Origin of the sequence: Hymenobacter sp. BT730, assembly GCF_030542105.1 — a bacterium.
In the GTDB taxonomy this organism is placed as follows: domain Bacteria; phylum Bacteroidota; class Bacteroidia; order Cytophagales; family Hymenobacteraceae; genus Hymenobacter.
The window spans coordinates 1,101,989-1,116,079 of record NZ_JAUOFB010000001.1 but is presented as its reverse complement, the minus strand read 5'-3'; the positions used below and the strand labels follow the sequence as shown (position 1 = coordinate 1,116,079).

10 protein-coding genes are annotated in these 14,091 nt (G+C 56.1%); 5 read left to right on the top strand and 5 right to left on the bottom strand.

Features of this window, described 5'->3' with window-relative positions; all coding sequences use genetic code 11:
* Positions 1–8 precede the first annotated feature (8 nt).
* Together Q4G72_RS04835 and Q4G72_RS04830 are read left to right on the top strand one after the other, a co-directional pair.
* Complete coding sequence (locus tag Q4G72_RS04835) at positions 9–965, top strand: Ppx/GppA phosphatase family protein (protein ID WP_303310274.1); 957 nt, start codon at positions 9–11, stop codon at positions 963–965.
* Positions 966–1,060: 95 nt separating this feature from the next.
* The gene (locus Q4G72_RS04830) at positions 1,061–2,128 is read left to right on the top strand and encodes an Ldh family oxidoreductase (protein WP_303310273.1); all 1,068 of its coding nucleotides are present in this window, start codon (positions 1,061–1,063) and stop codon (positions 2,126–2,128) included.
* A 64-nt stretch (positions 2,129–2,192) separates the two neighbouring features.
* Here the strand turns inward: Q4G72_RS04830 and Q4G72_RS04825 are convergent, their stop codons facing one another.
* Positions 2,193–3,026 (bottom strand): murein L,D-transpeptidase catalytic domain family protein, encoded by an 834-nt coding sequence (locus Q4G72_RS04825; protein ID WP_303310272.1) that lies wholly within the window; start codon positions 3,024–3,026, stop codon positions 2,193–2,195.
* A gap of 296 nt (positions 3,027–3,322) precedes the next feature.
* Here Q4G72_RS04825 and Q4G72_RS04820 point away from each other — a divergent pair, with 296 nt between their 5' ends.
* Positions 3,323–5,695 (top strand): alpha-amylase family glycosyl hydrolase, encoded by a 2,373-nt coding sequence (locus Q4G72_RS04820; RefSeq protein WP_303310271.1) that lies wholly within the window; start codon positions 3,323–3,325, stop codon positions 5,693–5,695.
* 71 nt (positions 5,696–5,766) lie between these two features.
* Here Q4G72_RS04820 and Q4G72_RS04815 read toward each other — a convergent pair whose 3' ends face one another.
* The 3 genes from Q4G72_RS04815 to Q4G72_RS04805 all read right to left on the bottom strand — a co-directional run bounded on the left by Q4G72_RS04815 (position 5,767) and on the right by Q4G72_RS04805 (position 10,006).
* Entirely contained in the window at positions 5,767–6,438 is a 672-nt protein-coding gene (locus Q4G72_RS04815) for a HupE/UreJ family protein (RefSeq protein WP_303310270.1), read from the bottom strand.
* A 47-nt stretch (positions 6,439–6,485) separates the two neighbouring features.
* Positions 6,486–7,811 carry a tetratricopeptide repeat protein gene (locus tag Q4G72_RS04810; RefSeq protein WP_303310269.1) on the bottom strand — a complete coding sequence of 442 codons (1,326 nt, stop codon included), beginning with the start codon at positions 7,809–7,811 and terminating at the stop codon, positions 6,486–6,488.
* A gap of 110 nt (positions 7,812–7,921) precedes the next feature.
* On the bottom strand, positions 7,922–10,006 hold the full coding sequence (locus Q4G72_RS04805) for a DUF4331 family protein (RefSeq protein ID WP_303310268.1): 2,085 nt from the start codon (positions 10,004–10,006) through the stop codon (positions 7,922–7,924).
* Positions 10,007–10,398: 392 nt separating this feature from the next.
* On the opposite strand from Q4G72_RS04805, the gene hscA reads away from it, so the two are divergent.
* On the top strand, positions 10,399–12,261 hold the full coding sequence (gene hscA, locus Q4G72_RS04800; RefSeq protein WP_303310267.1) for a Fe-S protein assembly chaperone HscA: 1,863 nt from the start codon (positions 10,399–10,401) through the stop codon (positions 12,259–12,261).
* A 90-nt stretch (positions 12,262–12,351) separates the two neighbouring features.
* Entirely contained in the window at positions 12,352–13,554 is a 1,203-nt protein-coding gene (locus Q4G72_RS04795) for an anhydro-N-acetylmuramic acid kinase (protein ID WP_303310266.1), read from the top strand.
* Here Q4G72_RS04795 and Q4G72_RS04790 read toward each other — a convergent pair.
* Complete coding sequence (locus tag Q4G72_RS04790; protein ID WP_303310265.1) at positions 13,551–13,997, bottom strand: hypothetical protein; 447 nt, start codon at positions 13,995–13,997, stop codon at positions 13,551–13,553. The two genes, Q4G72_RS04795 and Q4G72_RS04790, sit on opposite strands and share 4 nt — an antisense overlap.
* Positions 13,998–14,091 lie beyond the last annotated feature (94 nt).

The following is a 14,091-nucleotide window of genomic DNA, read 5'->3' as shown; positions in this document are numbered from 1 at the left end:
ACTTTCTGATGACCACTCCTACCAAACACCGCCGCCTGGCCCTGATTGATATGGGCACCAACACCTTCCACCTGCTGATTGTGGAGCTGCCGGAGCCACGCCACCAGGAGCCGGTGGTGCTGATGCGCACCAAAGTGGGCGTAAAGCTGGGCGAAGGCGGTATCAGCAACGGCGAAATTGCCCCCGCGGCCTATACCCGAGCCCTGCATACGCTGGCGGCCTTTCAGGAAGAAATTGAGCTGCACCAAGTAACGGAAGTGCGCGCCACGGCTACCAGCGCCGTGCGCGTAGCCCGCAACGGTGCCGAGTTGGTAGAAGACATCTTCGATCAAACGGGAATTAAAGTCGATATCATTGCCGGCGACCGGGAGGCCGAACTGATTGCCAAAGGCATTCGGCAGGCCGTGCCGCTGGGCGAGCAGCCGCACCTGCTCATGGATATTGGTGGGGGCTCCGTAGAATTCATTATAGCTAATGCGGAACGCACTTTCTGGAAGCAAAGCTTTGAAATTGGGGCCCAGCGCCTCCTGGATAAGTTTTTCACCCACGACCCCCTGCCGGATGCAGCTATCCAGGCCGAGCAGAACTACCTGGCTGAAGTACTGGCTCCGCTCACTACGGCCATTCACCACTACCACCCGGTTGGCCTGGTAGGCGCCAGCGGCACCTTCGATACGCTTTGCGACCTGCAGGCTGCCCGCACCGGCCATCCTGAGCTGGTAGGCAAAGCCGAGCCGGCCACTTTCATTTCCTTTGAAAGCTTCAAGACCAGCTACCACCAATTGCTCTCCCTGAATCACGCGGGCAGACTCGCCCTGCCGGGCATGACGCCCCTACGCGCCGACATGATTGTGGTAGCCTGCGTGCTGATTAACTCCGTACTGACCGCCTACGGATTCCGCTCCATCACTGCCTCGGCCTATGCCCTGAAAGAAGGCCTGCTGAGCGAAATGCTGGCCCAGTAACGATATACGTGGCAACGTCAGCAAGTGAGATGCCTCCACTGCACTCAACATGACGAATGGCGTTCTGCTCAGCCTGAAATTCTGCATACTCCTCCATGACTTCCAACTTCTCCTATACCCACCTCTTCTCCTTCACCGAGTCTGTCTTCAAAAGCATTGGCTGCCCGGATGATGATGCGACCCTCGCTACCGAAACCCTGCTTTCTGCTGATTTGCGCGGCATTGACTCTCACGGCGTAGCACGGCTGATTGGGTATGTACGCTTATGGGAAGCCGGCCGCATCAACGCCACGCCCCGGGTAGGCGTAACGTACGAAACACCCAGCACGGCCGTGGTGGATGGTGATGGTGGTTTGGGACTGGTAGTGGGCCCCAAGGCTATGAAGGTAGCCATTCAAAAGGCCCAACTGGCCGGCACAGGCTGGGTATCGGTGCGCAATTCCAACCATTTCGGGATTGCAGGTTATCATGCTATGAAGGCGCTGCCTTTTGATATGATTGGCCTGGCCATGACCAACGCCTCGCCGCTGGTAGCCCCTACTCACTCTCTGGACCGGCTGCTGGGCACTAACCCCATTGCGGTAGCCATTCCTGCCGGCGACCAGCCCGACTTTGTGGCCGATTTTGCTACTACCACGGCGGCCAACGGCAAGCTGGAAATTCTGCAGCGCAAGAATCAACCCGCCCCTGCTGGTTGGATTCAGGACAAAGATGGCAACACCTCTACCAACCCCAACGAGTTAAAAGACGGCGGCGCGCTGCAGCCCCTGGGCGGTGAAACCGGCTCCCACAAAGGCTATTGCCTGGGCAGCGTGGTAGATATCTTTTCCGCAGTACTCTCCGGGGCCAATTATGGCCCGTGGGTACCACCCTTTGTAGCATTTCTCCAGCCCCCCGCTGACCCGGTGGGTCAGGGTATCGGGCACTTTTTTGGGGCAATGCGCGTGGATGCTTTCCGCCCGGCCGCAGAGTTCAAAGCCCACATGGATAACTGGATTACTACTTTCCGCAACGCCCGCGCCGTACCCGGTCAGCAGGTCCTCATCCCCGGCGACCCGGAGCGCGAAATGGCTGCACACCGCTTGCTGGATGGCATTCCGTTACTGCATCCGGTTGTGCAGGATCTGGAAACGGTCGGTAAGAAATTCGGTCTTTCCTTGTAGAACTAAAGCAAAAAGCCCGCTTGCCGTACGGCAAGCGGGCTTTTTGCTTTATAGAGAATTTGCTTTAAATCAGGGCACCTTCCCGGAAGAAAGTATCCATAGCAACGTCTTTATTGAGGTAACGGGAGTTGAACGATTCGTCCGAACCATTCAGGTAAAGGCAGGTGCCGCCATTTACAGCGTCAATGATCTGTGCATACTGATCCATGGGCAATGCCGGGCAACCAAGGCTACGGCCCAGACGGCCAAACTGCTTGATAAAGTCCTCACTCACGTAGTCAGCGCCGTGCATCACCACAGAACGCGCCATGGCGTTGTCGTTATAGCCTTCGTCCACGCCCTGCAGCTTGAGGGAACGGCCATGCTTGCCATTGTATTCCCCCTGCGTTACATAAAAGCCCAGGCTGCTCATGTTCGACTCATTCTCGTTAGAGAAGGTAGTAGCCACGTTTTCACCAGAGTTATGGCCGTGCGCTACCAGTGTATGGAACAGAATCTGTTTCTGAGCCAGATCCAATACCCATAGGCGCTTCTCAGTGGAAGGCTTATCGAAGTCAATAACGGTAAGCAGCTGCTTGTCCTGGCTCAGCTTACCGTCACCTTTCAGGTTCAGGTAGCCGGTTAGCGCTTTCTCAAACACCTCATAGCGCAGCCCAGTAACCTCTACGCCCAGCTCTTTGTACAACTGGTGGGTGGTTTGGGAAAAGGCACTGGCCCGTAGCTCGGCGGCCGTGGGCAGCCGGTGCTCCGCTGTGGTGGCGCGGGCCTGTGTAGAACCCATGGGGGTAGCCAGCGGAGTAGCCATAAATAGCGAGGCTACAAACGGCAGAATACGACGTGCTGCCCGACGCGCGCGGCGCTTCAGACGGTTCCGGCGAATAACACTTGGCTTTTCCATATAGCAATAAGTAAACAGATGGAGTCGGGGTGTATAGCCTCCACTTGCGCGGAAGCAATGCCGACTATACGTAAAAAAATGGCTGATGGCTCGGTTGTTCTACCAGGGGGCAACTGCTGGAACAGGTATTGTCATCATATAATTCAAATTAGAAGGACTTGGATTGTGAATATCCAAATTTTATATAGGCTCCAGCCATACTTAAAGCATAGTATTTCGCTAATTTAACCTCCCCTTTCGGCCACCCCCGATCAAGGAATAATCTCTCTTTTCTCACTCCCCAATTCCCACTGCTTATGCACACGCGTACTCCTTTCAGGAGGGCCATTGCCCTTCTGTGTCTTCTCGGCTGCCTGCTGGTTGGTGCCAACCGACCGGCGCAAGCCCAGAAAATTGTCCTTCAGGGTTTTTGGTGGGACTATTGGAACAGCAACTACCCCAACGGGTGGGCTAATTACATTGCCCAGCTGGCTCCCCGTCTGAAAGCCATGGGCATTGATGCCGTGTGGCTGCCACCCTCCGTTAAAAACGGTAACCAGGGCAATGGCTATTCCCCCTTCGACAACTACGACCTGGGCGACAAGTACCAGAAAGGCTTTGTAGGCACGCGCCTGGGCACCAAAGATGAGTTGCTGCGCGCCGTAGCTATTCTGCACGCCAACGGTATTGAGGTAGTACAGGATATTGTGCTAAACCACGTAGATGGTGCCGGCTCACAATCCGGTGCCGGCGGCCAGGACCCCGCCGCCTGGGAAGACTATACGACCAGCAAGTACAAAAACTTCCGGTATGTAAGCTATACCAAGCCTGCCTCGGCTGAAGATGCTACCAACTACCTGGCCCGCAACGGCCGCTTCGCGAAAAACTGGCAGAACTTCAACCCCAACCCCGGCAATAACTCTACTTCCGGCGACTGGAACGCAGTGTACTTCGGGCCCGATGTGAGCTACTATAACGGCTCCTATGGTCAGAGTTCCAATGCTACCTACAACCCCGCGCAAACCGCCGACTACATGCGCAATAACACGCGTGACTGGCTGGTGTGGTACAAAAAGCAGGTGGGCTTTGATGGCGTGCGACTGGATGCTGTGAAACACTTCCCCGACTTTGCCATGGAGGACTTCCTCTACAACATGCAAAGCAACGCGGGCTGGGCCAACGGGGGCGCTACCATGTTTGCCGTAGGCGAGTGGGTAGGTTCTTCGGGGCAGATGGACAGTTGGGTAGCCAACGTGCAGAACCGCGCCGGCACCTTTGACTTCTCTCTGCGCAATGGAATTTACAGCATTGTGAGCCAGGGCGGCAATTTTGACCTGGGCAGCCTGCCCGGCTACCAGCAGGGCACGCGCGTAGTAAATATTGGAGGCACCTATGTGCACCGTACGGTGCCTTTCGTGAATAACCACGACACCTTCCGCCCCACCACGGATGCCAACGGCAACTACACCGGCTGGAACACCGGCTCGGAGCTGGCACCCCACATCGACCCATCCGATGGACGGCTTTCGGCGGCGTATGCCGCAGCTTTGGCTTTGGATGGCTCGCCCCAGATTTTCTTTGAAGACCTGTTCAACGTGGGCACTACCAGCAAGCGTTTCATTCACCAGCCTACCAGCACCACAGATCTGCCCACGCGTGGCGACCTGGAAAACCTGATCTGGTGCCACCAGAACTTACATTTTAAAGATGGCGCCTACAAAGTGCGTGGCCAGGCCGTCGACCACCTCGTCATCGAGCGCAGCACCAAAGCCATTATCGGCATCAACGATAACTGGAGCACCTGGCAGAACACCACTGTGAGCTGTGACTTCGCTCCCGGCACCGTGCTGAAGGACTACTCCGGTGCTAACGGCACGGCCACAGTAACAGTGAGCGGCTCGCAGACGGTAGCCATCAACACCCCGCCTTGCAACGGCACCGCCGCTGGTGGCCGTCGGGGCTACTCGGTTTGGGCTCCAACGGGCATTGTGACTAACTACACCAAGGCCGCTTTGACTACCACCCAGGAATGGGAATTGGCCGATGATCTGGGCGATTCGCACGCTTCTTCGCTGAAGCAGGGCGGTCAGCTGCCAGCCGCTTCTACGGCTATGCGCACTGCAGGCCGCATTTATGCCGCTGCCAACAAAACCATTACCTACACGCTGTATCCCACCGATGCTACCCGGAGCCTGACCATTGCCTTGTATAACAACGCGGGCACTACGGTAACCAGCAAAACCGGTATTGGCACGCTCACGGGCACTTACACGCCCACCGCAGCCGGGTGGATTACGCTGAAGGCGCAAAACGCCAGCACCGCTAATCCCGCGCAACGTGCCTTTGTGAAAGTCACCTACACGGCTCCAACGGCTGTAGTTGGCTCCATGACGGCCCGGGGTACTAACCCAACGGATGAACAGGGCGCCAAGCAGGACCTCACTACTGACCTGACGGTATATCCTAACCCCACTTCAGCCAGCCACATTGAGTTTACCGTGCAGACGCCCGCAGAGCGCACAGTTACGCTGCGCCTCTACGACCTGACCGGCCGCCTCGTTCACGAGCAGGCTGAGCAGCTGTATGCAGGCTCCAATGAGCTGCGCCTGAAAGTGCAGACGCTGCCCGCTGGCGTGTACCAGCTATCGGTACCGGAAATAAACCGCAGCAGCAAAGTTCTGGTGCGCTAGAAGTTGTTAAGTATCTTTTGAAAAAAGCCCCTTCCTATGTTGGAAGGGGCTTTTTTATTGTGTCATCGGGCCTACGCAGTAAAAAATACACGTTCTACTGTCCAGTAAATGGCAATGAGGCCAATGACTACAGAGGCCGGTATAACAATGCGCTGCTTATACCACGACTTGCCCGCAAACCAACGCCCAACCAGCAGATACAGCAACAGAATAATTGATACCTGTCCTAATTCCACGCCCACATTAAAGGCCACCAACGACTCCAGAAAGGAAGCGCGCGGCAATCCAACGGAAGTGAGGGCGCTGGCAAAACCCATCCCATGAATCAGCCCAAACCCAAACACAATAGCCAGCCGCCACGGGTTCAGGCGTTCGGTAATGATGTTTTCGAGCGCGACAAATAGAATAGACAAGGCAATAATAGGCTCAATAATAGCTGTAGGCGGCGAAATAAGCCCATACATAGCCAGCCCCAGCGTAATGGAATGCGCCACCGTAAAAGCTGTGGCCTGCCAGAGCACCGCCCGCACGCGAGGCTCCAGCAGGTAGATGCTCACGACGAATAAAATGTGGTCGAGGCCTAACGGCAGGATATGGGTGAAACCCAGCCGCAGATACGTCAGCACGATATCGGTGCGGGAGAGTTTGCTCAGGTCTACATCCAGCACGTGCGCCTCCCCCAACTGGGGCAGCAATAGCAGCGCCAGCACGAGAAGAGTCAGCCGCCACTGAGCTGCTGTCAAACACCGAAGAAACATCGTTCCAAACACAGCACAGGTCAATACAGGAGCTAGCGAATGGCCAGTAGCTTACGGCCCTCAGTAGCTAGTTCCGTTTCCAGATATGGGTTAATGGCGAGGGCCTGACGGATGAGCTCCTGGCCAGCAGCTTCCTGCCCGGTTTTCAGCAAAATAAGCCCGGCCCGGCATAGCTGGGTGGGATTCTGGGAATGGGTCCGGCGGGCCACCTGCATAAATTTTGCCGCCTGCGGGTACTCGCCCCGCTTGTAATGCACCCAGGCCATGGTTTCATTGACGTCCATGTTATCGGGGCGGCGTTTGTACTCGATGGTGGCATGCTCCAGGGCTTTGTTCAGCTCGCCGGTTTTCAGGTAGGCCAGGGCCAGTTCCCGATCCACGTAGTGGCCTACGTTCTCATCGGCATCGGCGGCCTGGGCACTGGCGTCCAGTTGGGCAATAGCATCACGGGCAGCAGCCGCTGATTTTTCCGGTTGGCCGTTCAGCGTGTAAAGGTCTGTTAGCTCTTCTGTGAAAGCATAATCCTGCACCATGGCATGCGCCTGCTCCAAATGCTTAATGGCCGCCGGATATTGGCGCCGGGCCCGTTCTATCCGCCCTATTCCCGCCAGCGCATAGGCGTAGGAAGGCCGGTTCTGCAAAGCTTGTTGATATTGTTGATCCGCCAGGTCGAGGCTGCCGGTCTGCTCATACAGATGGCCCAGCATCACGCGGGCCCATTCTGTTTGCTCCAGCCCTACGTAGCCCGCCTTTACAGCCATTTGCATAGCCTCAATAGCACCGGGCAGGTCACCGTGAATCTCCCTTAGATACGATACCCGGGCATACGCCCGCAGGTCGGGGCGCACGGCATTCATCTTATCTGCCATTCGTACCGCTTCGGGGTAGTTTCCCAGCTCCACGTTAGCATCACAGAGCAAGCCATATACAAAGCCGCTATACGGGTTTTTAGCCTGCGCACGGCGAGCTAGCTCCAGGCCTTCGGAAAAGTGATGCTGCGTGAGACTGAGCGACGCTTTGCAGCACAGCGCTTCAAAGTTTTCGGGCTCGGACTGCAGCACCTGATTCAGCAGCTTTACCGCTGCGGCATCGTAGTAGCCATGGTCGCCGGTCACGCGGCCTTCCTGCATGTAGGCCTGCGCCAGCTGTAGTTGGGCTTCGTAGTCATTGGGGTGAGTACGCAGGCGGGCCTGGAGCCCGTTCACGGCCTTTTTGGTGTTGAGCCACTCGCCACCAACGGCTAAATCTCCGTGGCGATTCTTGAGCTGGGGTACTGGCTCAGGGCGTCGAAACAGAAACAAAGCCGCCACCGCCGCGGCGAACAGCACCAGTAAGGAAGGGTAAAGATATTTTCGCAAAGCACCAGTCTTTAAAGCATTGCATAAGTACTGCGCACACTAGCAGCCGGGCCTTCTACCCCCGGCTGCTAGCTTTTGGCAATATGAATATGTGGCTGAGCCTACCTCGCTTAGCGCGTGTGCAACAGCTTCACCGATTGAATTACTTCTCCGCCTGAAGACATGGTAGCAATGTATAGGCCCTTCTTCAGCGAGGAAGCATTCCATTTCAGTTCATAGGTGCCGGGTTTGCGCACTTCTTCTTTCAACAGAGTAGCCACACGCCGCCCTGCCAGGTCACTGATATACAGCGTTACGGGGGCTTTCACGGTTACTTTGTAGAGGAACGTAGTTTGGCCGCTGAAGGGATTTGGATAGTTCTGGGCCAGAGCCATGAGGGGGGTCTGCATATTTAACCCTGGGCTACGCGGCAAAAGAGCGGTTACTACGTCGCTACTCACGGAAGTACCACGCCATGGCGTTTGCAGGTAGGGATAGGCTGTTTTGAAAGTAGTGTCATTTTTTTCGACACCCGTGGTGAAGCCCAGCACGCTCAACAGATCCGGCGTTACCGGGTTGGTTGCCGTAGCCGTGTAGTCATCATAGAACAGACCAATAGCGGCCAGCGCAACGCCTCCAACTGCCTGCAGCTCAATACGTACCACATCATCTTCCAGGCGGCGGCCATTCGGGAAGCCGTCCATGTTCGGAATACTCTGCAAGGAAAGGTCTTTGTTGAAGCGGGCATCAGTAAGCCCCAGCACTGCGGCCGACAGCAATCCTTCTGAGCTGAAATCGGCTGAGTTACGCGCCGTAACAGGCACCGCCATATTCAACCGCAGCATATCGCCACCCGTGGTGTTGGTACCCGTGTTAGGAAGGAAGTTGTTGATAAACGGCTTGCCGGGGGAAAGGGGGCTGCGAGCAGGTTTCCCGGTGGCCAACTGATATGGAGGCAGATTGGGCACACCGGTATGGAAGATAGGCAGGATATCTACCGAGCGGGGTTTGCCCGCACGCAGCAGGTATTCGCCAAAGCCGCCATCCGCGGCCTTCGCAAAGGCTGTATTAGCCGTAGCGGCATTGCCCAGCAGGCCGGAAACCCCATTTTTCGTGTTCCGGAAGTCAAATGACTGCAAAGAGGAAGTTTGGATACGCAGGGCGCTCAGGCCGGGCACCGCGCCCCCAAACTGGCTGTCATCCATGTACAGCGCCAGCTCGGGGTTTACCAGGTTTTCTTCCGTTGCTTTTTCCTCATTATAAGGAGTCAGCGCGTTCCAATGGTCTTTCTGGCCAATGGGCTGAATGACTTCGTTGGTCAGCGGCATACCCAGGCGCGATACCTGCACCCAGTCGCCGGAGTGTGTTTGCGTGCCATCAGCGTTTAGGGTGCGCAGCTTGGGTCGGCTGGCCGAAGCCCATACGCCAATGATGAAGTCTGAATCCAGAATATTCTTGGCCTCAGTTGCTGCTTTACCATCCTTCTGCAAGTCTTTAATAGGAATTTGCAGCACAATGGCATGGGTGTTTTTGCGAGCCAGACCGTCGCGGGCACCGGAGGCGCTCCGAATACCACCCACATCAAAAATTCCCCCTAAGTCAGCAAAGAAGGGGTCGTCTACCGGGCCGCAGAAAATCTTGGTCCCCCCTACTTCCTCAATGGCATCCTGCATTAAGGTATTATAGGGTTTACCCAGACCTACGGTAGCATTTTCAATGGAGCGCGGCCCAATGTTGGTGGGCGGCACTACACCTGCTGCTACCACCGTAGTAAACGCGGCACCGCCTTTGCTCATCTCACACTTATAGGTGGTTTTGAGATTTTGCTTGCCCAGTCGAATATTGAAGAAAGTAGTTGGGTCTTCGTTTGTGCGGGTGAAGGTGAACCGGTAGGTAATGTCGTCGCCCGTGGTTGTGGTTTTGTTCTTGATGTGAATCTCGTAGCGCACATTCTCTCCAAATGTGTTATAGTTTGGCCCACCCTGCGGAAGCTCTAACGGAATGTAGTTGGCAATTATAGTAACCGTTTCGGGCGCGTTAGGACTCCGGAAGGCGTATAAATCCGTGTTGTCCGCCAAGGGGTCATCGGCAATCAGTGGTGCTTCCCGGTGGCTGGATGCTTCCAGCGTGGTCGTTTGCCCACTCCATACTGCCAGGCTTACCGCCCCGGCCGCTAGTAAGGCAAATGAAAAAATCGGACGAGTAATCTTGTTCATAACTACAGTAGGGTTAGAAGGAGAAAAAGAAAAACATCATCCGTCGGCTATTCAGATAGAAAAGCAGCAAACACCGACCGGAACAAGCAAGAGTAGCGCTACCCAGAAAACACGGGTAACACACCAAAGACTTTAGAGATTTACAACCTCAGGAAGAGCCAGTTATATAGATATGCGAGGATAAAGTATGTACGTAACCCTATGAAATAGCGGATTGTGTATACTGGCTTATTTCTATACATAATTTGGTTATTCCCATCCTCACCATTTCCTACTGGCACCCGGGCATGCCGCTTATTTCTTCGTTACTTTTGTGGCCCCGAAGCGGTTTATCAGCTACCTGATTTTTCACCCCCGTTTCGCTTGCGCCCGGTTTGGGCGCGTCGCACCTTATGGCTAAAGTCGCAATTAACCTCTCCACCGGGAGCCTGCAGCAGGAAGAAATTATCGTTGGGATTGATTTGGGCACCACCAACTCGCTGGTAGCCTACATTCACCCGGAAACCCGCCAGCCGGTGGCCATCAATGATCTGGGCCGGGGCACCATCGTCCCTTCTGTGGTGTACTTCCCCCAAGGCGGGGAAACGCCTATTGTGGGCACCGAGGCCAAGGAATACTTGCTTACTGATCCGCAAAACACCATTTACTCGGTGAAGCGCCTGCTGGGCAAGTCATACCGCGACTTGGGAGAACATGCACAGGACCTGGGCTATAAGGTGATTGATGACAACTCTGAAGGCATGGTGAAAATCCGGGTGGGCGACCGGTTCTACTCGCCTATTGAGCTGTCGGCCGAGATTCTGAAAGAGCTGCGGGCCCGGGCTGAGCACGCGCTGAAAACGCCCGTGAACAAAGCCGTCATCACTGTTCCCGCCTACTTCAACGATTCTCAGCGCCAGGCTACCCGCGACGCTGGCCGCCTGGCTGGGCTGGAAGTGCTGCGTATTGTAAACGAGCCCACGGCGGCCGCATTGGCCTACGGCATCGGCCTTTCGCCTGATGAAGAAAAAACCGTGGCGGTTTACGACCTGGGGGGTGGCACCTTTGATGTCAGCATCCTACGCATTCAGCAGGGCATTTTTGAAGTTCTCAGCACCAACGGCGACACCTACCTGGGTGGCGACGACCTGGACCGGGCCATCATCAACCACTGGACGGCCCAGCACAATCTCAACAGCCTGCTGGCCAACAATGTGCCCCTGCAGCAGGAGTTGCGCCTGCTGGCCGAAGCGGCAAAGCGCTACCTCAGCAAGGACGATGACTTCGGGGCCAATTTCACCGAGAACTTGGTTCTGCGCCTCACCAGGACCGAGTTCAATGAGTTGATTCGCCCATTGGTGGAGCGCACGATTACTTCCTGCCGTCAGGCCCTGGCTGATGCTAAGCTGACGCCCCAGGACCTTGACGCGGTGCTGCTGGTTGGCGGCTCTACCCGGGTGCCATTGGTGTATGATTCCGTTTCCGAGTTCTTCCAGCAGCCGGCCAACAACACCTTGAACCCCGACGAGGTAGTGGCGCTGGGAGCTGCTATTCAGGCTGATATTCTGGCCGGCAACCGCCGCGACGTGTTGCTGCTGGACGTCACGCCGCTTACCCTCGGCATTGAAACGCTGGGCGGCCTGATGGACCCCATCATTCCCCGCAACTCTAAAATTCCCACCAAAGCCGGCCGCCAGTATACCACTAGCGTGGATGGGCAGGTAAACCTGAAAATCTCCGTGTATCAGGGCGAGCGGGATTTGGTAAAAGAAAACCGTAAGCTGGCCGAATTTGACTTGCGCGGGATTCCCGCAATGCCCGCCGGCTTGCCCAAAGTAGATGTCAACTTCATTCTGAATGCCGATGGCATTCTGAAAGTGGAAGCCGTTGAACTGCGCTCCAATACCCGCCAGGCAGTAGAAATCAAGCCCCAATACGGCCTTACTGATGAGCAGGTGGAGCAAATGCTGATGGACTCCCTCACCCACGCCCGCGAGGACGTGGCGGCGCGCATGGTGATTGAGGCCCGCACCGTGGCGGAACAAATGCTCTATCAGGTAGAGCGTTTCGTGGAGAAAAACTCCCTCCATCTCACCGAGGATGAGATTACCGAGACAGCCGCCGCCACCGAGCGGCTGCGGGAATCTCTGGCGACCAACACCAAGGACACTATTCTGAAAGCCGTAGACGAGCTGGAGGAATTGACGCGCCCCTTTGCTGAGCGGGTGATGAATATCTCCATCAAGCAGGCCATGGCGGGTAAGAAGATTGAGTAATGAGTTTTCTCTACTTTGTCATGTAGAGCGGAAGAAAATGCTTCTTCCGCTCTGCATGACAACTTTTATCTACACTTCCCACCATTCTGCATGAACACCCAGCTTGCTCATCTCTGTCGCCTGGCCCAGCAACCATCCAGGCGCATTGTGGGGCTGATGTCGGGTACTTCGTTGGATGGCTTGGATGTAGCGCTATGCCGTTTTACCGGTACTGGGCCCGCTACGCAGGTAGTGGTGGAGCAGTTTGCTACAGTGCCGTACTCGGCTGATACCCGCCAGCGCATTCAGCAGGTGTTTGCCCGGCAGCAGGTCAATTTGCAGCATCTCACGCTCCTACACGCCTGGCTAGGCAATCTGCATGGTGAACTGGTGCTGCAATGCCTGCAACGCTGGCAGGTCCCCCCAGAAGAGGTAGACCTGATTGCCAGCCACGGCCAAACCGTATTCCATGCTCCACGGCACCAACATCAGCTTTTGAAGTGGCCCAACGCTACCCTGCAGCTCGGCGACGCCGACCACCTGGCGGTGCGCACGGGCATTCTGACAATCAGTGATTTTCGGCAGAAGCATGTGGCCGCGGGAGGCGAAGGAGCCCCCCTAGCCGTGTACGGTGACTATCTGCTCTTCTCCCAACCCGGCGAAGACCGGCTGCTGCTAAACCTGGGTGGCATTGCCAACTTCACTTATTTACCCGGCTCGCTTGATGCCACTGCCGTGTTCAGCACCGACACTGGCCCGGCGAACACCTTGCTGGATGCTATAGTGCGGCAGCACTACCCCGGCCGTAGCTACGATGAACATGGCGCACTGGCGGCACAGGGTACGGTGCAGCAGGAGCTCTTATCGGAATTGCTGAAACATCCCTTCTTTCAGGCTTCGTTGCCCAAAACCACCGGCCCTGAGCTATTCAGCCTGGCTTACCTGCAGGCCGCACAGGAGCGTAGTCATACGCAGCATCTCGCCCCTATTCATGTTCTGGCTACGCTGGTAGCTCTGAGCGCAGAAGGAATAGCCCGCGCCGTGCGGCAGCAACTGGGTCCAGAACCCTCATTGCCAATTTATATCAGTGGCGGTGGATTGCATAACCCTGTCCTCTTAGCAGCCATTCAGGCCCGGCTCCCCCACTGCCAACTTTGTTCTACCGCCGAACTGGGTTTCCTGCCTGATGCTAAAGAAGCTGTGCTGTTTGCTACGCTGGCCAACGAAACCCTGGCCGGTGAGGCCCGCATCATTGGAGCGGGTTCTCAGGCAGTGCCGGCCGTGTCGCTCGGAAAAATTTCCCTTCCGGGCTAGTGCCTTGCAGCTGGTACAGGCGCAGGCTGCTTTATCGGCATCAACCCAAAAAACAATACTCGGGTAGCTGCTGAATCCCGAAACGTTACATCCAATTGGACGTGTGGTGCGGCGTTCAGTGTATCGGCTTTAAAGGTAAATGCATAAAAGCGTCGCACATCGTCGCCTTCGCCCAGGCGCAGACCGAACTTGTACAGCTCAAAGGCAGGCTGATACTGCTGGCCTGCCTGCTGCAGAGAACGGGCTGCTGCCTGAAACTGCGTGCGTGAAACGGCCTGGGTTACCTCCGGGGCCAATAAACCATAGGCCGCAGTATAATCTGCTCTTAGCACGGCCAGCAAAAACTGCCGCGCCACCTGCATCTGGGAGGGTGGGCCGGCCACTGCAGCCCCGGTTGAACCGAGCATCAGACCAATACAAAGCAGAAAATGGCGAATTCTCATCAGCAGGTTTTAAGGGGATTCCTTCTAACACAAACCGCTTCAGAAGTACTCATTTAGCTTTTAAATAAATCGGCGGCACTCCGGTGGCTTACGC